20 protein-coding genes are annotated in these 25,068 nt (G+C 58.3%); 9 read left to right on the top strand and 11 right to left on the bottom strand.

Annotated features, from left to right (window positions below):
* Positions 1-13: 13 nt before the first annotated feature.
* The 3 genes from KTJ78_RS08885 to KTJ78_RS08875 all read left to right on the top strand — a co-directional run bounded on the left by KTJ78_RS08885 (position 14) and on the right by KTJ78_RS08875 (position 6,647).
* Positions 14-589, top strand: a complete 576-nt coding sequence (locus tag KTJ78_RS08885) for a hypothetical protein (RefSeq protein ID WP_217134704.1) — start codon at positions 14-16, stop codon at positions 587-589.
* Between the two features lie 135 nt (positions 590-724).
* Positions 725-6,517 carry a CLIPPER-2 domain-containing protein gene (locus KTJ78_RS08880; protein ID WP_217134702.1) on the top strand — a complete coding sequence of 1,931 codons (5,793 nt, stop codon included), beginning with the start codon at positions 725-727 and terminating at the stop codon, positions 6,515-6,517.
* Positions 6,501-6,647 (top strand): hypothetical protein, encoded by a 147-nt coding sequence (locus KTJ78_RS08875; protein WP_217134701.1) that lies wholly within the window; start codon positions 6,501-6,503, stop codon positions 6,645-6,647. Before KTJ78_RS08880 ends, KTJ78_RS08875 begins: the two co-directional genes overlap by 17 nt.
* 12 nt (positions 6,648-6,659) lie before the next feature.
* On the opposite strand, the gene KTJ78_RS08870 is transcribed toward KTJ78_RS08875, so the two are convergent.
* A complete protein-coding gene (locus KTJ78_RS08870; protein WP_217134699.1) occupies positions 6,660-7,091 on the bottom strand; it encodes a DUF3995 domain-containing protein in 432 nt (143 codons plus the stop codon).
* Between the two features lie 580 nt (positions 7,092-7,671).
* On the opposite strand from KTJ78_RS08870, the gene KTJ78_RS08865 reads away from it, so the two are divergent.
* From KTJ78_RS08865 to KTJ78_RS13940, 3 genes are all read left to right on the top strand, one after another.
* Positions 7,672-9,354, top strand: coding sequence for an ABC-F family ATP-binding cassette domain-containing protein (locus tag KTJ78_RS08865; protein ID WP_217134697.1), 1,683 nt, complete (start codon positions 7,672-7,674; stop codon positions 9,352-9,354).
* A 251-nt stretch (positions 9,355-9,605) separates the two neighbouring features.
* Positions 9,606-10,133, top strand: a complete 528-nt coding sequence (locus KTJ78_RS08860; protein WP_217134695.1) for a GNAT family N-acetyltransferase — start codon at positions 9,606-9,608, stop codon at positions 10,131-10,133.
* Between the two features lie 69 nt (positions 10,134-10,202).
* On the top strand, positions 10,203-10,703 hold the full coding sequence (locus tag KTJ78_RS13940) for an HXXEE domain-containing protein (protein ID WP_217134693.1): 501 nt from the start codon (positions 10,203-10,205) through the stop codon (positions 10,701-10,703).
* 67 nt (positions 10,704-10,770) lie between these two features.
* Here KTJ78_RS13940 and KTJ78_RS08850 read toward each other — a convergent pair whose 3' ends face one another.
* The 10 genes from KTJ78_RS08850 to KTJ78_RS08805 form a co-directional block, all read right to left on the bottom strand.
* Positions 10,771-11,226 (bottom strand): hypothetical protein, encoded by a 456-nt coding sequence (locus KTJ78_RS08850; protein ID WP_217134691.1) that lies wholly within the window; start codon positions 11,224-11,226, stop codon positions 10,771-10,773.
* Between the two features lie 109 nt (positions 11,227-11,335).
* On the bottom strand, positions 11,336-11,887 hold the full coding sequence (locus KTJ78_RS08845) for a ClbS/DfsB family four-helix bundle protein (protein ID WP_217134689.1): 552 nt from the start codon (positions 11,885-11,887) through the stop codon (positions 11,336-11,338).
* An 86-nt stretch (positions 11,888-11,973) separates the two neighbouring features.
* A complete protein-coding gene (locus KTJ78_RS08840) occupies positions 11,974-12,426 on the bottom strand; it encodes a MepB family protein (protein ID WP_217134687.1) in 453 nt (150 codons plus the stop codon).
* A gap of 34 nt (positions 12,427-12,460) precedes the next feature.
* Positions 12,461-13,507, bottom strand: a complete 1,047-nt coding sequence (mutM, locus tag KTJ78_RS08835) for a bifunctional DNA-formamidopyrimidine glycosylase/DNA-(apurinic or apyrimidinic site) lyase (protein WP_217134686.1) — start codon at positions 13,505-13,507, stop codon at positions 12,461-12,463.
* Between the two features lie 4 nt (positions 13,508-13,511).
* The gene (rnc, locus tag KTJ78_RS08830; protein ID WP_217134684.1) at positions 13,512-14,294 is read right to left on the bottom strand and encodes a ribonuclease III; all 783 of its coding nucleotides are present in this window, start codon (positions 14,292-14,294) and stop codon (positions 13,512-13,514) included.
* A 35-nt stretch (positions 14,295-14,329) separates the two neighbouring features.
* On the bottom strand, positions 14,330-14,533 hold the full coding sequence (rpmF, locus tag KTJ78_RS08825; RefSeq protein ID WP_217134682.1) for a 50S ribosomal protein L32: 204 nt from the start codon (positions 14,531-14,533) through the stop codon (positions 14,330-14,332).
* Positions 14,534-14,545: 12 nt separating this feature from the next.
* Positions 14,546-15,103 carry a YceD family protein gene (locus tag KTJ78_RS08820; protein WP_270911823.1) on the bottom strand — a complete coding sequence of 186 codons (558 nt, stop codon included), beginning with the start codon at positions 15,101-15,103 and terminating at the stop codon, positions 14,546-14,548.
* Positions 15,104-15,317: 214 nt separating this feature from the next.
* On the bottom strand, positions 15,318-15,821 hold the full coding sequence (gene coaD, locus KTJ78_RS08815) for a pantetheine-phosphate adenylyltransferase (protein ID WP_217134680.1): 504 nt from the start codon (positions 15,819-15,821) through the stop codon (positions 15,318-15,320).
* 63 nt (positions 15,822-15,884) lie between these two features.
* Positions 15,885-18,179, bottom strand: a complete 2,295-nt coding sequence (locus KTJ78_RS08810) for an ATP-dependent DNA helicase RecG (RefSeq protein WP_217134678.1) — start codon at positions 18,177-18,179, stop codon at positions 15,885-15,887.
* Positions 18,180-18,578: 399 nt separating this feature from the next.
* A complete protein-coding gene (locus KTJ78_RS08805) occupies positions 18,579-19,631 on the bottom strand; it encodes a CapA family protein (protein WP_217134676.1) in 1,053 nt (350 codons plus the stop codon).
* Between the two features lie 86 nt (positions 19,632-19,717).
* Here KTJ78_RS08805 and KTJ78_RS08800 point away from each other — a divergent pair, with 86 nt between their 5' ends.
* The 3 genes from KTJ78_RS08800 to KTJ78_RS08790 all read left to right on the top strand — a co-directional run bounded on the left by KTJ78_RS08800 (position 19,718) and on the right by KTJ78_RS08790 (position 24,353).
* Entirely contained in the window at positions 19,718-21,124 is a 1,407-nt protein-coding gene (locus tag KTJ78_RS08800) for an ATP-grasp domain-containing protein (protein WP_217134674.1), read from the top strand.
* Between the two features lie 189 nt (positions 21,125-21,313).
* On the top strand, positions 21,314-22,519 hold the full coding sequence (locus tag KTJ78_RS08795) for a hypothetical protein (RefSeq protein WP_217134672.1): 1,206 nt from the start codon (positions 21,314-21,316) through the stop codon (positions 22,517-22,519).
* Between the two features lie 157 nt (positions 22,520-22,676).
* Positions 22,677-24,353 (top strand): acylphosphatase, encoded by a 1,677-nt coding sequence (locus tag KTJ78_RS08790; RefSeq protein ID WP_217134670.1) that lies wholly within the window; start codon positions 22,677-22,679, stop codon positions 24,351-24,353.
* The last annotated feature ends 715 nt before the right edge of the window (positions 24,354-25,068 follow it).

Here is a 25,068-nt window from a genome sequence, read left to right as displayed (position 1 = left end):
TACGATACCAAGCATGCAGCTGTTGTCGTATCTCAATGATCCGCGTCTCGAACAAGCAGCGCCGCTGCGCACCGGTTCTTATCGCAGCTCACCCAAGCGTGTGTTCATCATGGTCGCTCTCGGCTTAGCCATGACCGTGATGAGCGTCGGCGTGCTCTGGCTTGGCTTCGCGGTGGGCGTTGGCAGCATCACGGGCACCGTGTGCGCCACCGTAGGCGCGATTGGCGCGGTGTTCTTTGGCGTGGCCACGCTCATCTGGCCCGCTCAGGCACTCGTCGTTGAAAGCACCGAGGTGCGCTCGCGCATTCCCCTCCCAGGCGCAAAGCGAGTCAGCTTTTCTGAGGTACACGCCGTCATCGTGTTTCCTGTCGTGACCACGCAGGCTGGCAATATGCAGGCTGTCGTGCTGCTGGGGAGCAACGGCCGCCCCCTCTTTCGGCTGAGTGCCCCGCCATACCCTTCTGCCGTGCTCGCAGGCCTTCCCCCGCTCGTGCACCAAACGTCAGGTGCCCCGGTACTCGTGTGCCAGCAGCCGGTCACCGATGCAGCCCTCGCGAAACCCATCCATCTTCCCGGGCTGGTGGCATAAACCGCGCCCTGTCTCACCCCCGAGACTAGCCCCGCAGGTAGTCGCACGTATAACATAAAGTGTGGCGCGACATCATGGTCTGCGCATCAAGGGGCAATTCGGGGGAATACAGTGGTCTCACAAACATCGTTTCGTTTGGCAACCGCAAGGGTCGTAGCGAGCCTGCTCACTGGCTTGCTCGTGCTCACGGGCTTCGTTGCGGCAGGGCCAGGAGCCGCGCCAGCCGCTGCAGCAACCGGGTCGGTGAGCGACTTTGAACTGCGAGTTGTCGACGACGGCACGAGTGTCGCTCCGGGCGATGAAAAAACGAACGACGGCCTCGTGGGGCTCGGCAACCTCGTCAATTTCGGTTGGACGATGACACTGACCGGCTTGCAAGACGGAGTCATTACCCAGCTCCTTCCCGAAGGCTGGGCTTGGGATCGATCATCACTCGACCTCTCCGGGCTGCACAACCCCGGGGGCGAAAACGGGTACGTATCGACCTACTCACTTTCGCAGAGCAGCCGGCTACTCACCGTCAAGATCGCTTCAGACCGCGCCGACGCCGGGGTTCAGGTGGTCGACCTCACGAACATTAGCGGGGGCCCGAAACGCATCACCGATGCGGTTGGGGTCGAATACTTCCCCACCGTCTCGGTCAGTGACGGCAACTCAACCCGTGAAATCGGCACGACAGGAACACCGCAGACCGTCACGTCGGTCGGTGTGCACCAGGTTGACCTGCGCAACCGTTTGAATTCGAGCGGTGGCGGATCGCCCACAGCAGCAGGACAGGACGTTGATTTCGGGCAGCAGGCTGAGCCTGCGATTGCAAACAAATTTACGGTTTCGGTGCGCAACGAAGCCGTTACCGTTGCCGGCACGAGGCCGGTGGTGTGGAACAACGACTCCGTTCGCATCTCGGGCCAGTACTCCCTCACCGGTGACGGTATTGACCAGGCAACGCTTCCCCATGCGGTCGAGATCTCAGGTACCCCGACCTACGGCGTTACCGCCAGGCTCGAAAAGATCAACACCGCTGCTGGCACCTTCGAACTTGTGCTCGAAGGCGAGAAACTTAACGACGACCAGTTCTTTGCGGGCTCCGGCTCGGCCGAAATCTCAATCTACATACCCACGCGACTCGTGCCGTCAGCCTCAGAGAAACCAATCAATGTTTCGACGTCTGTCGCCCCGTCGTCTGAGCAGCCTTGGCTCACCGTCGATGGCCAGCCGCTCAGCGACACTGGTAAGTCAGAGACGACCGCAACGGGCTGGTATCGGCAGAAAGACAACGCGCCGCGCCCACCAACGCTCTTCGAACCAAAGGTTTCGGGGGCGGCAAAGCGGGTCGATCAAAACAACACCGTTCGATTCAACCGCATAGTGTTTCCCGGGTACGAGTTCATACACCGGGTCGATTTTCAGCCCTACGGTTTCAAAGAGCACAACGCTACGACCTCTGAGGTACCGCCCACCGAAGAGCTGAATTTCTTTGAGTTCTGGGATGCCGCTGAGTATTCACTCGTCGCCCCGGGAAAGCTGAAACCTGAGCTAGGCGAGGTGCTTCGACCAGGAGCCGACTATCGAGTGTTCGTGACCGACGAGGCAGGCCCGCAGTATGCTACCGCGCCTGACAGCGCAAACGCGCTCACGCTCAACTGGGTGCCTCTCGAGTCATACGATGGCGATCGATCGCAGATCAATGGCCTGCGTTACGAATTCGTTGAAGCGTACGTGCCTAACAACGGCGAACCAGTTGAAAAAATAGGCCAGGCAAAGATCTCGGCCGAAACGCAGCTGAAGGTAGCCCGCGACTACGTCAACGGCATGCCCGATACCGGTGTCATTGATACGCATGGGCTGGTGCGCGCGAAGACCCAGCACGAAGAACACCTCGAGTACACCGGCAACACGGCCGAATCGCTCACGGTTCGTGCGGGCACGGCATCGCCGGGCATTTCTGGCGTCGGGCTCGACAGCTCCCATAAGCCGGTGGGCAGCAAAGACCCCATTATCGCCGGCCAGGCAGTTCGCTACACCGCGCTGCCCAGCTTGGGAAAGGTCGAGGGCAGCCCAGAAGCCGACAGCGAGCTCGCAAAGCAGACCAAGATCACGGGGCTGCAACTCGAAATGCTCCTGCCTGAAAACCTCGTACTCTCAACCATTGACTTCTCACGCATCGACGCCCAGGCGTGGCGCTGGGAGTTCGGCGAGATCGATGACCAGGGTCGCATGCCCCTCACGTTCTTCTACAAACTGCCGCTTCACTCGCTACAAACCGTCGCTTCGCCGGTCGTCATCGACGTCAACACGTCTCAAATCGCGCCGCAGAGTGACGACGGGTACTTTTACCTCGAAGCCGCCGTGCGTGCCGACCAAATCTATAATGCCGACGGTTCTGTCGCCTGGATACCCACGGGCATCAAAGCCACGCAGGCCCCGGCAACGAAGGTCGAAATCGAAGCAGTCACCCCAGAGCTCGACCCCGGTGAAACAGTAGAGTACGAGATCGACTGGTTCAACTTTCTTGCCCAGGGTCAAGGCGAAAGCTCGTTTATAACGGTTCTGCCCCACAATGGCGATGAGCGCGGTACGAGCGTAACCGGCCCCATCACCCTCGCAGAGGCAGCGCTCACGGCAAACGACCGTGTTGGTGCAACGCTACAGCTCACGACTGACTCGGGTGTGCGCCAGGTGCCACGTCCCACGGCTCCCGCCGCCGAATACCGGTGGATCGACTACGAGCAGGCAACCCCTGAGCAGATCGCAGGGGCCACTGCTCTGCGCGTGGTCGTAGCAGACTTCGTCTCTGGAGCAGAGAGCATCGGCCGGCTTGCGTTCACGCTCAGCGCCCCGAAATCACGCAGTGGCGATGTCTTCGCTGGCACCGTGAGCGGAAGCCTCAAGGGCGCAAGCACGGTGCTTCCAGAAGCTAAGCCTGCCCTCGCTCGGGTCACCGCTGCCGAGGTGTCAGGCATCGTGTGGAACGATGCAAACGGTGACGGGCTGCGCGATGAGACAGAGCACACTCTGAGCGGAGTCACCGTCGTACTCACTCGAGGTGATCAAGTAATCGACCGCGTGAAAACTGATGCTCACGGAGAATACCGTTTTTCAGAGCTCACTTCTGGCGCCATTGTCGTGAGCGTCGACGCCGCGAGCCTGCCACCCACGACTGGTCAGTGGCAAAACACCGTATCACCGAGCAACGGCAGCGACGGCGTCTCTGGGCTCATCGAGCTTGGTCGCGGTGGTGTTGCTGATGCGCAAGACTTCGGATTCCAGAACCTTGAGCCGCGCGTTGAGCTCGCGAAGCAAGGCATCGCGCCGAAAGTGCCGCTACCAGGCCAGCCAATCCTGTGGCAGTTCACGGTACGCAACACCGGCAATACCCAGCTCAACAACATCAAGATCAGCGATGAACTCGCGGGGCTCAGCGAGATCCGCTTCGATTCTTGGCCCGATGAGCCGAGCCCCGGCGAGCTCGCGCCCGGCCAAGAAGTCACGGCAACAGCGACCTCTGCGCTCACGCAGGAACAGCTTGATCAGGGCGCGGCGACGAACTCGGCAACGGTTTCGGCAACCTCATCGGCAACGCCAAATCCGGTTACCGCAGAGGCGGCAGCGACCGTGCCGCTCGCGGGCATAGCAACGCTCGCCATTGAGAAGTCGGCCATGCTCGCTGAGGGCGTTGACCCTGAGCAGGCGGCAGCGGGCGACACCGTCAAGTACGCTTTTACGGTCACCAATACGGGCACCCTGACGCTGAGCGATGTCACCATTGACGACCCGCTTGCTGGCATGAGCGACATTGCCTTCGAGGCATGGCCCGATGCCACCGCTCCAGGCCGACTCGCCCCGGGCGATTCAGTCAGCGCAACCGCGAGCCTCGAGCTCACGCAAGCGCACATCGATGCGAGCGTCTTGAAAAATGAGGCGGTCGCTACCGGTCTCACCCCGAAAGGCAAGAGTATTCGCGATGATGACGACGCATTCGTTGTCTTCGACAATACCCCGGTCATCGACCTCGACAAGACCGTCACCGTGCGTGATGGAGGCGCGGTGGGTAGCCAGGCTGACTACCGCTTCGAGATGACGAACGTGGGCCGATCGACGCTCAGCGATGTTACGCTCGCCGACGCCCTACCGGGGCTCAGCGACCTTGACATCACGTGGCCCGGTGAAGAAGCGGTGCTCGCCCCTGGCGAGCAGGCGATCGCGACCGCGAGCATCACGATTACCCAAGAACACCTTGACGCAGGTGTTCTTGTGAACAGCGCGAGCGCAAGCGCAAAGCACCCCGCAACAGGCGAGACAACCGAAGACGACGATTCGGCCCAGGTCGTCTTCACACAGCTGCCAGACGTGCAGCTCGAGAAGCACGGCACGATGAACGTCGCCACTAACACCATCGAGTACTCGGTCACCGCGATGAACACCGGCAACGTGACGCTCGACAGAGTGACGATGACCGACGAGTTAGACGGTCTGCCGAGCCTCGACATTGCGTGGCCGGGCGAAGCAGGAACGCTCTCCCCCGGCCAGAAAGCGGTGGGCACAGCGACACTAGCGCTCTCGCAGCAGCACATCGACGACGGCACGGTCACGAACACCGCGACCGTGAGCGCTCAGCGGGTTGGCGCGTCAGCTGGCGAAGAACCCGTGACCGCAGATGCCAAGACGATCACCGTGGTGCCCGGCACCGCCGCGATCAGCCTGCGGGTTACTCCCGAAGTGCTCGATCGAAGCGTCACAGCCAATGCGGTTGCCGACGACACCGTGCTGTACACCTACACGGTGACCAACCAGGGTACGTTGACACTGCGCGATATCGCTCTGAACGATGAGCTTGAGGGTCTCGCAAACATGACGTTTGGCGAGTGGCCCGCAGCCGAGGGAGAGCTCGCTCCCGGTGAGCAGGTCACCGCAACAGCCAAGCTTTCGCTCACGCAGCAACACATCGACGAGGGCATTCTCGTGAACGAGGCCGTGGTGAGCGGGCTCAGTCTCTCTGGCCTCACTCGGGCGACACATCACGCTGGCAGCGAACTCGTATTCACGACTCAACCGGCCATCTCGCTGGCGAAGACTGTCGATGCTGGCGATGCGCACGGCGTCGGTGACGAGGTCATCTACGAGTTCACCGTGACCAATACTGGGGGCGTTACGCTGCACGATGTCAGTGTGTCTGACGAGCTTGACGGTCTCTCAGCGCTTCGCTTCGGCTATTGGCCTGGTGAGCCCGGAACGCTCAAACCGGGCGAAGCAGTGCTCGCCCATGCGACGCTCGAACTTGAGCAGGCGCACATCGATGCTGGAGGGGTGCTCAACACCGCGACCGCAACCGGTACTGCCAAGGGCATCACCGCGACTACGACCGCAAGCGCAGAGCTTCTCACGCAGCAGGCCCCCGGGCTCTCGCTGACCAAACGAGCAGCACTGTCACTGAGTGGCGATCGCGTGAGCTACACGCTCACGGCCACGAATACCGGCAACGTCTCGCTCAGCGACGTCACATTCACCGATGAAATGCCGGGGCTCACGGCCCTCGATATCGACTGGCCCGGAACCCCTGGGGTGCTGGAGCCAGGAGAGCACGCCACCGCTCACACGCACCTCATGATTGATGAGGCGCACCGGGGCAAGACGCTGGTCAACAAGGCATCGGCGACCGGCACCCTGCCCGACGGTTCGGAGGTCACAGCGAGCGAGGCAAGCGCCGAGCAAGTGGTACCCGCAAAGCCTGGGGTTATCGGGGTCATTGGCACACTGGGCGCAACCGGCGCGGTTGGCGTTGCTGCCCTCACGCTCACGGCTCTCGGGCTCCTTGTCGCTGGTGTGCTCTTGATCATTCACCGCCGCTCACAGCTTCGCAGCGAGGCCTTACCCGAGATCAACGGAGTGCTCATGCAGCTCGCAACCGGCGATGATCCGCCGCGATAGCGCCGCCGACCACCGGCTCATCGCGCACGCGATCGAGCGGATCGGCGCCGCGCTCGACGAGCGAGAGCTCGGCTTCGTCGACGGTTACGAACGCACCGCGGGAAAGCTCCCGGGCACGTTCAGCGTGTGAGGGAGCGCTCGCTCAACGTTTCTTCTTGGCGCCAAGCAGCAGCGCGACGCCGAGTGCGCCGAAAAGCGGGCGGTAGTAGCGACGGTCGAGCTCGGTGAACGTCGCGTTGGGCTTTGCGAGCCCCAATGCCCGCAGCGCAGCGTCGCCACCGGCAACCGCGCGGGCGATCATGCCAAGCCCCATCAGCCGTCTCAGGCCAACGGCGGTTCGCCCCTCACCGAGGCCTCCCGCCGCGATGGCACCGCCGCTGAGCGCTGCCACGGCAACAGCCGCGGTCGCACCGGGGCTAGGCGTCGCCTTGGTGCTGCCCACGGTCGCGCTGCCGAGCGCCTTCGTGTTCTTCGCGGGCCACGACGAGCCCGTCGCCCAAACGGCGTGCACCGCTCCTGCTGCGGTCAAGCCAGCCCAACTGATAAACCTTGCTGTTGAAGTGATAACGCTCATGACCGTAGCGTATCGACGAGACCTGACCGGTGCAGCCTTGGCTCCCAGCTCTCATCAGCGTTTGCCCAGCCTTGCGTTGTTCCTGACAGCGACTTCGGGCGCGACAAGCATGCGGCCGACAATACCAAAAGCTCATCCCTCTGAAAGCACGTGCCCCAGAAAACTGGCATCTGGCAGTTCGCCCTGGCGCCGGGACACTCTAGTGCGATACGGTCGAAGCGTGTACCGACTGGCATTTGGTTAACGGGCCTGCGTCTCATCCGCGCAGGGTTCCCCTCGGAGGGTGTCTTTTCTGACCCTTCCTGACCCCCGTCAGACCGCCACGAGCCTGATTATCGCTCGCGGCACGCTACACAGGAGGCCTCGTGGCCACCCCTTTCTTGCCGCTTGCCCGGCGTACTCGTTTTCCCTGGCTTGCCCCACTTGCCAGGCTTCCCCGACTTCCCCGGTTTCCCCGATCGATTCGGGCTCAGACGGCCACCCGCGCACGCGACCCGACGCTGCGTGCGTCGGTACCGACGCACGCTCTGATCCGCAATCATTCTTCGCTACCCACACTCGTGGGAAGAAAGCAGTACCCATGTCTCACCTCGAACTCGCTGGCATCAGCTACACACTGCCAGACGGTCGACCACTCCTCAGCGACGTCAATTTTCGCGTCGGCAACGGCGCAAAAGTTGGCCTTATCGGCGCTAATGGTGCCGGCAAATCAACCCTCATTCGCATCATCACGGGCGAAACCGCACCCGACGAGGGTGCTGTATCGAGCGGTGGAAAGGTTGGTGTCATGCCCCAGTTTTTCACCGCTGGCACCGTGCACGACCTCCTGCTCTCGTTCTCACCCGAAGTGGTTCAGCAGGCCGCAGAGCGCACCCGACAGGCCGAAAACCGCCTCCTCGAAAACGACGACCCGAACCGCGATGAGGCCGTGCAGATGAGTTATGCTCGCGCTCTCGCCGCATGGGGCGACGCGGGCGGATACGATGCCGAAGTGCTCTGGGATGTCTGCACGACCGCGGCGCTCGGCATGCCCTTCGAGCGGTGCGGCGAACGCCCGCTGCAGTCGCTCTCGGGTGGCGAGCAGAAGCGACTCGCGCTCGAAGCGCTGCTGCGTGGCAGCGACGAGGTGCTCATACTCGACGAACCAGACAACTACCTCGATGTGCCAGGCAAACGCTGGCTTGAAGAGAGGCTGCGGGCGTCTGAGAAGAGCGTGCTGTTCATCAGCCACGACCGTGAGCTGCTCGCCCAGAGTGCGACCGCGATCGTCACCCTCGAACTCGGCGCGGCAGGCAACACCACGTGGACCCACCCCGGCTCGTTCAGCACGTATCACGAGGCCAGGGCTGCACGTTTCGAACGATTCGAGGAGCTCCGCAAGCGATGGGATGAAGAGCACCAGAAGCTCAAGAACCTCGTGCAGATGTACAAAGAAAAGGCTGCATATAACGACGGCATGGCGAGCCGCTACCGCGCCGCCCAGACGAGGCTCGCACGGTTCGAGGCAGCCGGCCCTCCTCAGGAGCAGCCACGCGAGCAAACCCTCGCGATGCGGCTCGGCGGTGGGCGCACGGGCAAGAAAGCGATCGTGTGCCGCGACCTCGAGCTCACCGGGCTCATGCTGCCCTTTGACCTCGACGTTTGGTACGGCGACCGTATTGCGGTGCTCGGTTCGAACGGGTCTGGCAAGTCTCACCTGCTGCGACTCTTCGCCGCGGGCGGCACCGACCCCGAGGCCGAGAACCGGCCGGGAACCGATGTCATTATCGAACCCGTGCTGCACGAGGGCACCGCGAAACTCGGTGCGCGCGTGCGCCCCGGCTGGTTTGCCCAGACCCAAGGGCGCCCCGATCTACTCGGCCGCACGCTGCTCGACATCATGCACCGCGGCGACGAGCACCGACAAGGCCTCCCCCGCGAGCAGGCCGCAAAGGCGCTCTCCCGTTACGAGCTTGCGGCGGCGTCAGAGCAGCATTTCGAGGCACTGTCGGGCGGCCAGCAGGCGCGACTGCAAATCCTGCTCCTCGAACTCGGCGGCGCAACCCTGCTGCTGCTCGACGAGCCGACCGATAACCTCGACCTCGTCTCAGGTGAGGCGCTGCAGCAGGCCCTGCGCGCCTTCGACGGAACCGTGATCGCGGTAACCCACGATCGCTGGTTCGCCCGCGACTTCAACCGCTACCTCGTCTTCGGTGAGGACGGCGAGGTCACCGAGTCAGATGTGCCGGTCTGGGACGAGGGCCGGGTTCGGCGCGCGAGGTAGATCGTGTGCTACCCGGCGGTGCCGGCGTCGGGCGGGCGCTAGGCAGGCGCTGGGCAGGCGATCCGCAATGGGCTCTGGGCAGGCGATCCGCAACGGGCGTGATCGCCGCTACTTGACGAAAAGCAGGGTGTTTACGGCATAACACCCTGCTTTTCGACAAGTAAACGCGGGTACGCCCGGCGGCGAGCGCCACAGTGCCCTAAAAGACGTCGAACCCGGCTTTTCGGGGCGCGCCCTGAAACAATAGCCGTATGCACCTTGAGACTTCACGCCTTGCTCTGCGAGAGATGACGGCAGACGACCTTCCCGCGCTTCGCGGAATACTCCAGGACGAACAAACGATGGCCGCTTACGAGGGAGCCTTCGACGAGACCATGACCGATGCTTGGCTGCTGCGCATGACCGAGCGATATAACGCCCACGGCTTTGGGCTGTGGGCGGTCACGCTACGGTCAACCGGCCAGATGATCGGCCAGTGCGGGCTCACCCGGCAGCACATGCTCGACCAAGACGTGATCGAAGTCGGCTACCTCTTCAACCGAACATACTGGCATCACGGCTACGCGACCGAAGCAGCGCGCGCGTGCCGCGACTACGCTTTCGATCAGCTCGATGCAGAACGAGTGTGGGCGCAAATACGCGACACGAACCTCGCTTCAATGAACGTCGCCATCAGGCTCGGCATGACGGTTCGCGGCCGCTTCGAAAAGCAGTACCGGGGCGTCACTATGCCCCACCTCGCCTTCGCGGTCGATCGACCGGAGTCGGCCACAAGGTAACGAGGCACGGTGTCCTGACGCTCAATCGCTCGCTGACGAGGGCCATCGCCCAGCACCTATGATGCTTATATGAGACTTGTCGGGCCAACAGTGCTGTTCGCCGCTTGGGCCATTCATGATGTCGAAGAAGCCTTAGCGTTCCCAGCCACGTGTGACGACTTAGCTGACCGCACCAACATCGACTCTGTGCGCATTGATAAGCACCAGTCGTGGGCAGCGGTTGCGATCATGGCGGTGATTGTCACCGCCGCGTGCTGGCGCGGGCAAAAAACCGGTGGCCGCTCTTCAATGTACCGTGCAGCACTGGCAGGGCTTGAGGCCCACGTTTATACCCACCTCGCAGCGTCAGCTTCGCTACGACGGTATACCGCGGGGGTTGCTACTGCCCTACCGATCATGCTCCCGGGTGCACTGATTGCGCGCAAAGAGCTCGACCGCAGAGGCCACCCCTTGCACATGGGTGATGTTGTTCGAGGGGTATGTTTACTCATTCCAAGCGCAATCGTGAGCCAACTGATGGCACGAAAGATTCGCCGGAGGGCACGCGGCTCACGAAAGTCACGATCATAACGCTTGCGTGAGCACGGTGAAAAGCTGCAAGATGAGCGGTGTTCCGGCAAGCACGAATTACGCGCCGTCAGAATAGGCTGCTGATAAGCACCGTGACGGCGATTGCCGCCAAGCCGAAAGAAATGTACTGCAATGGGATCCAGAACAGAGTGTGCTGGTTAAACGCGGTCTTGTTGAGCTCAGCTTTCTCGTATTCGAAAAGTGCTGCAGCCATCTCACGAGCTTCTTCGAGGCTCTGCGGCTGTGGCTGCCCTGGGCCGAGTGAAAACTGGCCCGTCTCAACCAGCTCAGTGAGCTGATAGTTACGTTCAGCGATCCACAGGTCCACTTTGCCTTGGGGACCAGACTGGTTGAGGGCGATCCCCGTGAACCACGTCGCGACTGCCGCGACCGCGAGGCCGATGGCGGCAGAGAACGGCAACGCCTCCGAGGGCAGGATCTGAGACCCAACGCCCGTAAAGAGAATCATCGCTGCGAACGCATAGAGAGCTGCGAGCACACCCCATCCTCGCCAAATAATCACGTTGATCGCCTTCCGTGCGTGGTTTCAACAGGCTGCGCTTCACGCGTCAGCGCAGCAAGCCCCAAAATACTCACATAGAGTATCACCTGGGCGACTGGTGTCGTTCTCTTTACGCCGGTTTAAGCGCTTGTTGCGCCCTGATATGTGCTCGAATTTTCTTTATCGCCCAGTCGTAATGACTCGAAGTTGCAGATACGCAGTATGAACCGAGCGACGTCGTCCCTGTCCAGGGAAAGAACGCTTTCTCAAATAGCTCCTCGTTTGAGAGGCCTTCGATCAGTGTGACCACACTCCGATGACTCTCTTCGAGCAGCTGGCGGGCTTCGTCGTACGAGGTGTCTTGATGCTTGCGCCAAAGCTCCACGTTCATATCACCGTAGGTTTTCCACGTATACGGTTTCGGCAGGAACGGCAAAGCCTCACCAGCGAGATTCGAGTTCGCCCAGTTCAGCAGCAGCTGATGCCACTCGTACAGATGAACGAGAATGTCACGGAGGCTCTGATCTCGTGTCCAGTGCGCTTCTGTTTTCTTGAAATCAGGCCCATACGACAACGGCACGCTCCGCTCAATGTCACTCATCGAGTCAATAAGAGACATGAGTTTCGTGTACTGCGTTTTCGCTGCATCGAGCAATGCTGATTGTGATGTTGGCCTGGCCATATCGTCAGCCTACCGCTGAGGCCTTCTCATCAATAGGGTCAGTCGGTGTTGTCGGTTTCCATGCGCTGGTTGCGCGTTTCATGCCGTTAGCGCAAGATCTCGAACGACGAAGCTTGATCGTGCTGTGCATGTTGAGCGCTGCGGTTCAGCCCAGAACTCCAGCTCGGGTAGACACGAAATCCTCGCTTCCCCGGATGACGCTCAGAGCGAGTGATCCCCATACGTTCGAGCACGTCGCTCGTGAACCGAAATACACCAAATTGCTGATCTTCTCCCCGCACAAAGACCAACAGTCCTGAGACGTTCTCAGAGGAATCGAACGGACGAGTTTCGCCCTGTTCATCGCGGCACCATACGGCGACAAAGGCACCCGGTTTCTTGGGCGTCACTCGCGCCGTACGGATGCGCCACACATTCGCGCCAAGCGCCACAGTACCTGACTCGTAATCGCTGTTCTGCTCCTCGGCGTAAGGGTCTCCAGGTGCACCGTATCGATCGTTGACAAGCGCAACGAAATCTTGAAAAGCAGAGAATGGCATCAGTAAATGATACCGAAGCGAGCTGCTCTGGTGCTCAGCGCCGCGGCTGACACCTCGGGCAAAAATGACTCGAGCGGCCAGCGAACGGGATCCGCTTGATAACGCCGTCACAGCGTGAGCACGCTTCTCCACCGCGACCGTACGCGTTGAGCGAGTGCGCGAAATACCCCGATTCACCGTTCACATTCACGTACAGCTCGTCGAAGCTCGTGCCGCCCTCAGCGAGCGCCTTTTCAAGCACGCCGTGCACCGCGTCGAGCAGCCTCCGGGCCGCCTGCCGCGACAGGTTGGCCGCGGGCGTCTCGGGGTGTACCCGAGCAAGCCAGAGCGCCTCGTCGGCGTAAATGTTGCCGATACCGCTCACGATGCGCTGGTCAAGCAGGGCCTTCTTCACGTGCACTCGGCGACGTGCGAACTGCTCAAGCACTCGCTCAGCATCAAACACAGGATCGAGCGGATCGCGCGCGATGTGCGCCGCCTGGCCCGGAATCAGCGCGTGCTCGCTTCCCCACCCCGCGGCCTCACCGTCGTCTGTCGCGACGAGTTCGTCGAGCGCGAGTGACCCGAAGAGCCGCTGATCGCAAAAGTCGAGTCGCAGCTCGCCGTGCTCACGAGTGTCGAGCCATGCCCGAACGCGCACATGTCGGTCATCGGGCTGCTCAAGCGTGCGCAGGAGCATCTGCCCACTCATGCCGAGGTGACCAAGCAACGCCGTTGTTGGCGCGGCCGTAGCCGGCATCTGCTCGGTCGGCGCAGCTCCAGTCGCGTCAAGAGCAGTCGCGTCAAGAGCAGTCGCGTCAAGAGCAGTCGCGTCAAGAGCAGTCGCGTCAAGAGCAGTCGGCGCAACAGACCCAGCAGGCCCAGGATCAAGCGGCACCCACAAGAACTTGCCGCGGCGAGCCGGAGCCCCGAGCGTCGCGCCCGTAAGCCGGGCCGCAAAGTCGTGCTCTGGCGATGCGTCACCTGACTGGTGCCGCTTCAGAGCACGAACATCAAGAACATCGACGGAGGCGACCCGCGCACCGTTCACGGCCTGCGCGAGCCCCTGCCGAATGACCTCTACCTCAGGGAGTTCTGGCATCGGGCTAGCGGGCCTTCTGCGGTGAGGCGGCGGGCTCGGCCTGGGAATGATCCGCCGCGTGTTGCGCAACCGTGCGAAGATCGCCAGCCGCGCGCAACTGCTCGATCACGCTGCGGGCCGCGAGAAGCTCGGCGGCCTTCTTGTTCGTTCCGGTGCCCTCGCCATGAAAGCCGCCCAGGGTGACCTTCGCGGTGTAAAGGCGCTCGTGGTTCGGGCCAGAGCCCTCAACCGTGTACGACGGGAAGCCCTCGCCGCGGGCGACCGCCTCTTCTTGCAGCGTGGTCTTCGGGTCAAAGAGCACAACGAGGTGCTCAATGTTTGCGAAGAGCGGATCGGTGAGCTCGCGCACAAAGCGGTCGGCTGCAGCGGGGCCCTCAGAGAGGTACACGGCGCCGATGATCGCCTCGACGGTGTCGGCGAGAATCGAGTCTTTCTCGCGACCGCCCGAGCGCTTCTCGCCGCGGCCCAGCTTGATGTGCTCGCCAAGACCAATCGTGCGGGCAATGCCCGAGAGCGCGTTACTCGAGACGATAGCCGCACGACGCATCGTAAGCTGCCCCTCGGTAAGCGCCGGAAAATCGGCGTAGAGACGCGAGGTCACCGCGAGACCCAACACCGAGTCGCCGAGAAACTCGAGCCGCTCGTTGTGCGGGGCGGCCTTGTGCTCGTACGCCCACGAGCGGTGCGTGAGCGCGAGATCGAGCAGCTCGGGACGCACGGTAACGCCGAATGACGCAAGAAAGCCGCCTGGTTCGCTTTGCGAGCCCTGCGGCTTTCTTGTGTTCATCGGCGGGAAGTCATTGTTCCCTGCCATGTGAAGACTTACGCGTCAGCTACGCGACGGCCCTTGTACTCAAGGAAGAGCTCGTTGCCCTGTGCGTCTTCAACCGCGCGTGCGCGGTGAGGGAGGCTGTAAACCGTGCGGCCGTTTTCAACGGTCTTCACGAGCTTCGGTGCCTCAGCCTTCCACGCCGAACGGCGGTGACGGGTGTTTGAGCGCGACATTCTGCGCTTGGGAACAGCCATAGTGTTTTCCTCTTACTTGTTCTCGTTGGGGGCGGTTTCACCCTCAACACGTTCATGGTCAGCCTGAAACTCAGCGAGTGCTGCCCACCGCGGATCAATAATCTGCTCGGCATCAGCCACTTCTTCAGCCGTGCGTTTTTCTCCCGTTTCGGGGTTCAACCCCAGGCAATCGGGGCGACACACAGGCTGAAACGGTAGTGCAAGCACTATCGCGTCTCGGAGCGGGGGTTCAAGATTCACGTGATCACCGTGAACCCCGTACTCGTCGGCCTCAGTAGGAGTATACGCGAAGAGCTCAGTAAAATCGACTTTTCCCTTGGCGGCAAACTCCGTGAGGCAACGCCCACACTCGGCAACATAACGAATGTCGGCGACGACGGTAGCGAGAATCCCCTCGTGTACTGATTCGAGTCGCATATCGAGGTGGATCGTCTCGCCCTCTGGCACGACGGCGAGCCCCTCCCCGAAGTGCTCGGGGGTCACGACATCGCGCTCACGCTCACGCATCTCGCCTGGGCGGTGCATGAGGTCGCGAACGTTCTCGAGGTACACGCGATTTGTTTCAGTCACACAATAAGGGTAACTGACATGCCTGGGTGCCCGCCGCGCGCCACGCGGTGCTTGCGGTGGCTTCCCTGGCTGCCTTGCGCGAAATTGTTTGCACTTTCAGGCGAAAAACGGGCGTTTCGAGGGCAAAAGTGCAAACAATTTGATGGGCAGGCGGGAGCCAGGGCCCAGAAACCAGAGCCAAGGGCCCGGACAGAGCCCAGCCCAGCCAGGCCCCTTAGAGCGAGCGGCGCGGGAGTTTGTCGAGCGCTGCCTTCACCGGAGCGGGCACGTACGGGGTCACGTCACCGCCGAGGGCAGCGACCTGGCGCACGAGCGAGCTCGAGACGTGGGCGTGCTGCGGTTCGGTGAGAAAGAACACAGTCTCGACGTTTGCGAGCGAACGGTTCATGATCACCATGGGGGTCTCGTACGAAACGTCGATCTGCGAGCGAATGCCCTTGACGAGCACGTTCGCTTCGACCTCGAGGCAGTAGTCGACGAGCAGGCCCATCGACCACGAGGTCACCTTGATGTTTCGGCCACGCAGCTCTTCGTCTGCCGCAACCGACTCTTCAATGAGTTTTACGCGCTCGGTAATGGGAAGCATGGCGTTTTTGTCTGGGTTGTGAACGACAACGACATGAACTTCGTCAAAGACGGCCGAGGCTCGACGGATCACGTCGAGATGCCCGTGCGTCACTGGGTCAAAGGAACCTGGAACTACTGCGATCCTGCTCATGCCTCTAGCGTACTGGGCCGTGTCTGAAAGATGCATATGGTTTCAGTGTTTTACACAAGCCGCCTAGGACTTTGTCAGGTTTTCAATGTCGTTTTCACGACCGGCACGAATGAGCCCGGAAAGCGCGGGAACGCTCGCGAGCTCAGGGTCGCGGTCAAGGAGCCTCATCGCAATGCCTCTCGCTCCGGCGATGATTTCGCCGTGCTCTTGCACTCGCAGGAGTTGCAGACCGGTATCGGTGCCCGACTGGCGGGCCCCGAGCAGGTCACCCTCGCGCCGCACCTGCAGATCGTATTCGGCGAGCTCAAAGCCGTCGTTTGTGCTGGCGACGGCCTGAATGCGCTCGCGTGACGAGCTGCCCTGCGGCGCGTAGGTCACGAGCAAGCAGAGGCCCTCGTGTGCACCTCGCCCCACGCGACCGCGCAGCTGGTGCAACTGCGAGACGCCGAAACGGTGCGCGTCACGAATGATCATCATTGAGGCGTTTGGCACGTTCACGCCAACTTCAATGACGGTCGTGGCGACGAGCAGATCGATGTTGCCCGCAGCAAAGTCTTTCATCACGGCGTCTTTGTCATCGGCAGCCATCGCTCCGGTGAGCGCCGCCATTCGCACACCCCGCAACTCGGCCACCCCGCTCAGCATTGCCAGGGTCTCTTCGACGTTGGCGAGCGGCCGCTGCTCACGAACGTCGCCTGCCCCAGGAGCGCCGGCCAGGCCTGCTCCACTGGCCCCACCAGGCGCGCCTCCCTGCCCCGCGTCGCCGGCCGCCGGGTGAGCGCCCGTTTCTTGCTCAGTCGGCGAGATTGCCGGGCACACGACGTAAATTTGCCGCCCCCGCTCGATCTCTTCTGCAGCGCGCTGCCAGGCACGGTGTTCCCACCGCGGCTGCTCGTCGGTCGGCACGACGTGCGTCACGATCGGCATTCGACCGCGCGGGAGTTGCCGAATCGTCGAAACGTCAAGGTCGCCAAAGGCGGTCAGCGCGATGGTTCGCGGAATCGGCGTCGCCGTCATCACGAGCACGTGCGGCGGCCGTTTGCCCTTTTTGCGCAGCGCGTCTCGCTGTTCAACCCCGAAGCGGTGCTGCTCGTCAATGACGATGAAGCCGAGGTCGTGAAACTCAGTGTTCGCGCTCATGAGTGCGTGAGTGCCAACAACGATCTTGGCGTTGCCCGAGACAATATCGAGCAGCGCGCGTCGTTTCTCGGGAACCGAGAGCTGACCGGTAAGCAGCGTCGGCCGAAGCACCTCGGTGAGTTCGGGCCCGAGCGTCTCGGTAATCGAACGCAGGTGCTGGCTTGCAAGCACCTCGGTCGGCGCAAGCAGGGCCGACTGGCCACCGGCGTCGGCAACCTGCAGCATCGCCCGCAGCGCCACGAGCGTCTTACCCGAGGCAACCTCACCCTGCAGCAAACGGTGCATAGGCTCGGTCTGTGCGAGGCCGTGCTCAATCGCAAGCCCTACGGCGGCCTGGTCATCGGTCAGCGCAAAAGGGAGCGCGGAGTCAAAGGCTTCAAGCATCTTGCCCTGCTGCTTCGGCCATGCCGCAGTGTTCTGGGAGCCTGCGCGTCGCTTCGCATCGAGTAGCCCGAGCTGCAGCTCGAAGGCCTCCCGAAACAGCATGCTCTCTTTCGCGAGGCGCTGCTCGCCCATGTCTGCCGGCCGGTGTAACCACTGCATGGCAGTGCCAAAATCGATGATTGGAGCGGCGGTGGCCTCCATTCCGCCGTGCTCGGCAGCAAAGAGGGCGCCGGCCTCGTCGCGAATGGATTCGGGCAGCGGATCTTCGACCACGCTCAACAGCGTCAACACCCGTTCCATCGCCCGCTGGATATCCCACGACGAGACCTTGCCTGTGGCCGGGTAGATAGGCACGACTTCAGAACGCCAGCTCGAGACGAGCGCTTCACGCTCGGCCTCGTCTTCGCTGATGGTCGTTTCTTCGGTAAAGATTTGGTACTCGGGGTGCGCCAGCTGCAGTGTCGAGCGGTACTCGGTGACCTTGCCCGAGAAGAGGCCTCGCTGGCCGGGTGCCAGCGCCTCTTTGCGCCACGCCTGGTTGAACCAGGTGAGCTTCATCTCACCCTTGCCATCGGTAATCGTGGCCTCAATGATCGAGCCATTTCGCCGCTGCATGCGCCGTTCGGTCACCTGGACCACCTCGGCAATGACGGTCACATGTTCACCGACCGGCAAGCCACGAATGGGCGTGAGCGCTCCCCTCGGGTCGTAACGGCGAGGGTAATGAAGCACCAGGTCGGCCACGGTCGAATAGCCGAAGGCACGCTCAATGGCCTGCGCCTCTTTCGGCGGCAGAAGCTCTGAGAGCTGGCTGTCGAGCGTGACCTGTTGCATATAGTCGATGATACCGACCGCCCCTGACGCCGCCGGATGAACCCTGCAAGATTACTGTGCCAAGCAAGGCAATTATGTCGACAGGCGAAGCAGTGAGGCTACTTACAAACCTTAGGTAATCGACACCTATCGACTAGCATCTATGTTCTCGGGTAAGGCGCCGCGAAACACCACCAAAAGCACCCGCTCTCAGCGCGTGCTTTCCACCTTGTGTTCAAGCGCTTCTTTCAACAATAAAATCCTTAATTCAACCCGACCAGCGACCAGCAAAACATAAATCACCAGCTTTGAGGACCTTTAGCATCTGAAATACGGATGCCCTGCCCCTGATAAGTCGCCCCATCAACAGACTTGAGGAATTGCAGAGCCCAGAGCTGAATTTTTCCCGTTCCTTCTGCGTTATTGAACCTTCAGGTTTGGAATGTAAGTCGTTGCATGCTCTTTCACTCGGCCAATCAAAGCTGCCGAATCTACAAGTCCATGTCCAGCGGACATTATTCGTTTACGCTCTCGAACCACCGTCTCAAGTGGACGAACTCTATAGTCCGCTTTGTGATCAACAAAAGTTAAGACTAGATCTGGCGTGACATCAGATATTACTCTTTTCCCTTCAGCTTCTTGAGCCTCAAACTCTACCGAGAAAATACCTCCGATTTGTCGGTGAATCCCGAGCTGCCCCGAGAAAAAATTCCCCACAGAATACATCACCAGAACATTTTTACCTCTTGAGTTCTCAATCCATTCTGACGGTTGAAGGACGTGGGGGTGGTGGCCCACGATAACATCAACACCGGTCTCGCATAAAGCGGCGACCATTTCCCTTTGAAAGGCGCTTGGGAAACGTAGGTATTCTTCTCCAAAATGTAGCTGGAGGACAAGGAAATCAACTTCCTCTTTAATCTCCGCGAGTGCTTTCTTAATGGGATTAAGCTTACGAATCATATTGATAGGCTCGCTCTGACCCGGAAAATAGTTCACCTGGCTCTTGTCGATCAGGTTTAAACGCAGTTTTGCTCCATCAGTAAACGAGACAAAACCTATTTTCACCCCACCAACGTTGATAATTCTTCCTGGAGTAGAAACCGAGCTGTCCGGACTTGCTCCGACGTATTGGAGCCCTTTTTCCTGAATGTTTGTTAGAGAAGCTAGGAGGGCTTTCTCGCCTTTATCAAGCATGTGATTATTTGCGACATTAAGCAGGCCGAATCCTGATTCCTGCAAGCCATCGAGTAGTTGGACCGGTGCGTTGAACTTTGGATAACCTGAAAGTCCATATTCTGCACCCGCAGTGATTGATTCCAGATTCGCTCCAGAGACGTCCGCTTCTTGAATCAACGGCGCTATCTCGTGAAAGTGAGAATAGTAAGTGTAATTGTCTTTCTCTTCCACCTTTTTCAGGAGGCTCTGATGAATTAACACATCACCAACGAGAGAAATTCTGATTCTGGTCATGCCAAACCCCCCTAAGGCCAGGAATGATTAACATTACAGTAGTAATGACGTTTTGAAACAGAAGTACGATTTTAGGGAGATAAGCAATGAGTTTTGAATGGCCTGATTACTTTCAGCCCGAAGTCGTACAGAGTGCGTTTGGCGGCACTATACTCTCCGGTTATTGCATCGCTCTCGAAGCTTGGCGTCGAGGTCTCGAGGTAAGAATCGCCCATCCCCGGCTTCGATTTATTGAGGTGTCTGACGGCCATCAGAACATAGTCTTCGATGGGTCAAAACCTTCGCCGTTAACAACGCGTGAAGCAGCCAAAATAGTTGGTAATAAGAAAGCAACAACAGATGCTTTGAGAGCTGCAGGGGTTTGTGCACCCGAAACCGTATCTTTTGAAGCGACTAGTACATCTTTTTCAGAAGTCGTGGAAAGAGCACAGGCGTTCGGCTTTCCGGTCGTTTTAAAACCGTTGCGAGGCTCAAAAGGTGAAGGCGTTCTCGTCGGGATCAAGGACGAAGCGGAGTTACGTAAAGCCTACGACTGGATGCTGGACACTCAAGGCATCGAAAAATTCGTACTTGAGCAACATTTTGAAGGCGATGACTACAGGGTCTATGTCGTCAAAGACAAATACGTCGCAGCAGTTTACAGAGTCCCCGCGCATGTCGTTGGTGACGGTAAGCATACTGTCCGAGAGCTAATTCAACAAAAGAATCTACTCCGGCAAAAGAATCCCTTCCTTTCGACCGCACCGATCAAGATGGACTTCGAGGTTGACTCTTTCGTCGAAAACCACGGTTATACATACGATTCCGTTCTCGAAAAGGATATTGTGCTACCTCTTCGAGGAAAAGCTAATGCAAGTGCCGGTGGAGATGTGATCGATTGTACGGATACTCTCCCCGAACATATACAGCAGGCTGCAATCCAGAGCGTCTTAGCGATCCCTGGACTTGCAGCTGCTGGTGTAGACATCCTCTTTAACCCCAGTAAGCCTAAGGGGGAGGATTACACAGTCATCGAACTTAATTATCGTGCACACATCGCGCTTAACATGTATCCGACAACGGGTATTGGGCGCGATGTTCCCAGCGCCATGATGAACGCATACTTCCCAGAATCAAAACGGTTAAGAACGCCGGGGATAAAAAGTTTAAATTTTAACGTTTCAGATATTGCAGGCCCACTCAAGACTGGCATAGCAGAAGCCGTCACGCTCACTCCCATACCGTCCCACGGCTATCCTGTCAGGCGAGAGTTCCACATGCCTCATTCCGGCAAAATAAGCATGATGCAAAAGAATAAAATCCGGCAGGCAAGCCAGAGATATGCAATGCAGGGATATCTTAATCTTTCAACAAAGGTTCTCGTTGCGGGTGGTGGCGATAATGAAGTTTCAGATTTCGCCAAGGAAGTTTCACGCATTCTCCAATGTTCGATTGATTCTGATGTCGCTTGGAAACATCCCCTATCGGCCGGATTCCACTTCCTCTCTAAATAAAACAAGACTGTGGCTATGCGTAAGGCAATGCCTCAGCACTTGAGAGCCAAAGCGCTAGTCCTTTGTATATAGTCGCAGCTGCCCCTTCCCGCTAAGCTAGCATTTGACTTCCAGCTACCTAAGCCTGCCCTTTGGCGCTACTAGGGTGCGCAGCGTCTACCTCTAACTGTGAAAGATTTTTAAAGAAACATGACAAAACAAGATACTCCTACACAGTGGTTCCAGGTCGGCAGAGTAAAACTTCCACATTTTCTCTATGACGGATATTTGATCCATCAAACTGCGCTAAGTCTCGACCTGGACCTCTTGCTCCTACCAAGACAGGTGATGCTAGCTGGCAAGGAACTCGAATCAGAACAGAGGATTAGTTTCGCTCATGGCGTGCCCAACTCTTCATCATTACCTGCTGTTATATTCGCCCAGGATCGCCGCTTAAGGCGGGCATTATTCGAACGTTCCTCTGTACCCAAGCCTAAAGGCGCGACCTTTACATGGAGAAGTCGCACGAGGGCAGCCAAGTGGGCAAAAAAGATCGGATACCCTGTTACCGTCAAGGAGATGGTGGGTGAAAATCCTGCGACCACGATAAAGAATATCCGCTCTTCCGAAGAGCTTCGGCAAGCGCTAGAAATGCTCCGCCGTCGCGATGCTGCCGACCGGGCTCCCGGTAGCAATCCACTCATCTCAGCCTACGCCGCCACCAAATTAGCGTTCGATTTCGACGAAAACGGTAATGAAGTAGCACCATTGTCCACAAGGTTCTTAGTTGAAAAACAACTCTCAGGACTAATATTTAGGGCCTTTGTATTACAGGGAGAGATAGTCTCAATTGTCGAGCTCGATCCGGATTCTGAGATCCCACTTAGAAATGCAAAGAAACTCGTTTCCTCTTCAACAAGGGAAGTGATCTTGAAGGCCGCATCTGCGATACCGGACCTTTCATGTGCAACAGTTGAAGTAGTTGTCAAGCAAAAAGGGATTTTCAAAAAGCCCGCAACCCGCGTTACTAGCCTTTCGGAAAGACCGAGGATGGATTCTTTCATCCTCCCTGACACAACGCTTCCCGCCGAAAATATCGCCAAAGCACTAGTTAACTTTGAAGCTGACAGCGTAGGACTTGAGCTCGAAGCTCCCCGGCAAGTCATTAACAAAAGTATTTTTGTCGAGGGGCTACGCCACCCACAGATCGCGCAAACCGAACTACCCTTCATTTTCGAAGAACACGGGGCCACTTTCAACGTGGAATCTGTTGATTCCGTTCATGGAACTCTTACAGCCCGTTGCTCCGGCCCCTCAACGCTATTGGCAGCACTAATGGAACTTCTCATGTCAGGCGATCTCCTGAACGATCGGGCGACTGCAGTTGAATACACTAAGGACAACAAGAATGCATGAAGCAACCGCGAGCACGGCGCTTAGTCACTCGCCGCACGCCACAGAGATTCGAACGGTACGACTAGTTCGTCTGCGCCGTGATGACATTGCAGGTTTGCCTAGCTCGATCGCTGTCCTACTCGAAGGTTCTCAAGAGGGCGAAGAGATATTTTCCTACATGCAAAACGACCTCCAGTATGGGGGACAACATATCTTACTTACCAGCTCAGCATGGGACGCAGCCGAAAGTGCGTTGAAGGGCTTACCAGGCCTGAAAATCGCAGAGGATAACTTGGCTGATGTATTGAAGAATATTGACGGCTGTATTGACATCGAACTTGAGCACAGGAACTCCAGCAAAAAATCTAAGTATAACTCTGAGTTGATTATGATCGCTTTAGAGGGAGCTTTACGCAATCTCACGCGTGGCGAGACAACAACTTACTCGTCGCTCGAGGAGTTCTACCTCTCAGAGCATGAACGAATTCAAAAATACGCAGTTGAGCCTGCTCCAAGCGTTCCTCTACACAACGGCGAAGAGCCAAACACCTATACTGATTTAGACGCAGTAAGCCACCTGCCACGTCTTGGTACACCGAGTTACACGCTCATACGTGATGCACTTCAGTTTGGTCTCCAGTGCACGCTTTACCCGAACTCGGCACTTATTGTCACACATGAGAGCGGGAAAGCGTTAAGCTTCAAAGCAAGCATGTCGCCTCTCACGAGCGCCGTAGCTAGAGCCGCGACTAATCACAAAGAAGCCACGCGTGTTCTGCTCCAGCGGGCAAAAGTTCCGGTACCTCTAGGTCGGGTATTCTCCATAGAAGACCGTAGCGTTGCTCTGGACTTCGCAGACTCTATAGGCTACCCAGTCGTTTGTAAGCCCGTCGCTGGGTTTAAAGGAATCGGTGTTGTCTCGAACATCAGAAATCGAGAGGAGCTCGAAAAGGCTCTCGATCTTCATGCTATAAGCAAGCTGCGTGACGATGACCTGATCATTGAAAGGCACGTAACGGGAGATGATTATCGAATAGTTGTAATCGATCGACAGGTCGTAGCGGGCGTTTTGCGTAGCACTGCGAACGTCGTTGGTGATGGATTGCATACCGTTGCTGACTTAGTTTTCTATAAGAACAGAGCTCTTCGAGCGAACCCCCAACGTCGCATGAGCCCAATCAAGATTTCACACCCGGGCTTACACTATCAACTCGGACTCGCTGGATACACTCTTGCGTCTGTTCCTGCGATGGGCGAAAAAGTACTCCTTGCGAGTTCAGCGAACCTCTCTCTCGGTGGAGACAGTATCGAGATACTTGACGAATTGCACCCCTCAATCCAAGAGCTAGCAATAAAAGCGGTTGATGCGGTTCCCGGGTTAGATTATTGCGGGGTCGACATGCTCATTGAAGATCACCGTCTCCCAGCCGCTGATCAAAGCTGCACCATTATCGAGTTGAACTCGGCAGCCGCTATGGGTAGTGCCCAATACCCGATGTGGGGCAACAAAGTTCAGATTTCTCAGCTGCTCATGGAGGCTTCTGCTCATGCCTCGGGTCTTCAGGTTGAAAAGACTCAAAATAGCGATATCGCAATCACTTTTACTGTTCGTGGCCGTGTTACTGGAGTTGGTTATCGCCGATGGATACAGAGTCAAGCTAAAAGCCTCAGCATCCTCGGGCACGTTAAAAATCTCGATAAACGTACAGTCACCGCATTTGCCCAAGGCCGGAGCGACGATGTAGCGGCTCTCGTACGTCTCGCCATTCTAGGGCCGGAAGGTGCGGTACCAACTTCTGTTGCGGCAGAGCCAGCGGAAACAAGTGAACTTACGAGCTTTGAAGTCCGAAAATAATATGAGGGGCTCCGTGTTCGTAAGTTTTTACTCCTAGCAGAACCGCTTACGTCCCGATAATAGGTTCTGCCCCAGCGCAATATTCGTTTCAATGTCTATTGCTTGTCATAGCTTACAAACAGGTTTCTGACAGGCATCAGCGAACGGTGGCGAATACTGAGCTGAGCGATGAGGTGTTTAGATTGAAGATCGTGGATGAAGCATGCAATGCCACTTTCCAGGTCACGCTGGGCAAGGATATAAAGATCATGCTGACATTTACTGATCTGATTCTGTCATGCCGCAACAACGTTAGTTCTTCACTGAGCCAGCGACCTCGAACACTCGCGCGCTCTCTCATATAAGTTCCACTTTCACTAGCGTTAAGAGGGTTAACCGATTTCATAGTCGTTCCAGATACTTCAGGAAGAGCAATTATGGAATGCGGGTAAGTTTTTCCATAACGCCCCCCTGCATTATCGAGAAGTGCTTATATTGGCTTGAGAAACGACAATGGTTTGATGTCTTCCCCATCACGATTGACTAACGCTATGAAAACCACCTAGAGACAGTAAAGAATGCTTTATCGAGCTTATACATCGCTACAAGCAAAGGGGGCAGTCATGCCTCCATGAGCTCTCTGTATTCTGAAGACTTTCTTGGAACGCACAGTTCCTCGTCAAGGAGTGTCCTGCGTAACTATATGCATAGGAACACGCTTTCGGTTCCCTTAATT

The organism is Leucobacter chinensis (assembly GCF_019049105.1).
GTDB lineage: Bacteria > Actinomycetota > Actinomycetes > Actinomycetales > Microbacteriaceae > Leucobacter_A > Leucobacter_A chinensis.
The sequence above is the reverse complement of the archived record's forward strand: the minus strand, read 5'-3'. Positions and strand labels throughout refer to the sequence as shown.

Coding starts and splice junctions, on each gene's coding strand:
- coaD (WP_217134680.1), bottom strand. CDS start 15,821: ATGAGCAGGATCGCAGTAGTTCCAGGTTCCTTTGACCCAGTGACGCAC.
- KTJ78_RS08840 (WP_217134687.1), bottom strand. CDS start 12,426: ATGCCATTCTCTGCTTTTCAAGATTTCGTTGCGCTTGTCAACGATCGA.
- KTJ78_RS08810 (WP_217134678.1), bottom strand. CDS start 18,179: ATGCAACAGGTCACGCTCGACAGCCAGCTCTCAGAGCTTCTGCCGCCG.
- rpmF (WP_217134682.1), bottom strand. CDS start 14,533: ATGGCTGTTCCCAAGCGCAGAATGTCGCGCTCAAACACCCGTCACCGC.
- mutM (WP_217134686.1), bottom strand. CDS start 13,507: ATGCCAGAACTCCCTGAGGTAGAGGTCATTCGGCAGGGGCTCGCGCAG.
- KTJ78_RS08870 (WP_217134699.1), bottom strand. CDS start 7,091: ATGAGCGTTATCACTTCAACAGCAAGGTTTATCAGTTGGGCTGGCTTG.
- KTJ78_RS13940 (WP_217134693.1), top strand. CDS start 10,203: ATGAGACTTGTCGGGCCAACAGTGCTGTTCGCCGCTTGGGCCATTCAT.
- KTJ78_RS08800 (WP_217134674.1), top strand. CDS start 19,718: ATGAGTTTTGAATGGCCTGATTACTTTCAGCCCGAAGTCGTACAGAGT.
- KTJ78_RS08885 (WP_217134704.1), top strand. CDS start 14: ATGCAGCTGTTGTCGTATCTCAATGATCCGCGTCTCGAACAAGCAGCG.
- rnc (WP_217134684.1), bottom strand. CDS start 14,294: ATGAACACAAGAAAGCCGCAGGGCTCGCAAAGCGAACCAGGCGGCTTT.
- KTJ78_RS08790 (WP_217134670.1), top strand. CDS start 22,677: ATGCAAAACGACCTCCAGTATGGGGGACAACATATCTTACTTACCAGC.
- KTJ78_RS08805 (WP_217134676.1), bottom strand. CDS start 19,631: ATGACCAGAATCAGAATTTCTCTCGTTGGTGATGTGTTAATTCATCAG.
- KTJ78_RS08860 (WP_217134695.1), top strand. CDS start 9,606: ATGCACCTTGAGACTTCACGCCTTGCTCTGCGAGAGATGACGGCAGAC.
- KTJ78_RS08865 (WP_217134697.1), top strand. CDS start 7,672: ATGTCTCACCTCGAACTCGCTGGCATCAGCTACACACTGCCAGACGGT.
- KTJ78_RS08845 (WP_217134689.1), bottom strand. CDS start 11,887: ATGGCCAGGCCAACATCACAATCAGCATTGCTCGATGCAGCGAAAACG.
- KTJ78_RS08795 (WP_217134672.1), top strand. CDS start 21,314: ATGACAAAACAAGATACTCCTACACAGTGGTTCCAGGTCGGCAGAGTA.
- KTJ78_RS08875 (WP_217134701.1), top strand. CDS start 6,501: ATGATCCGCCGCGATAGCGCCGCCGACCACCGGCTCATCGCGCACGCG.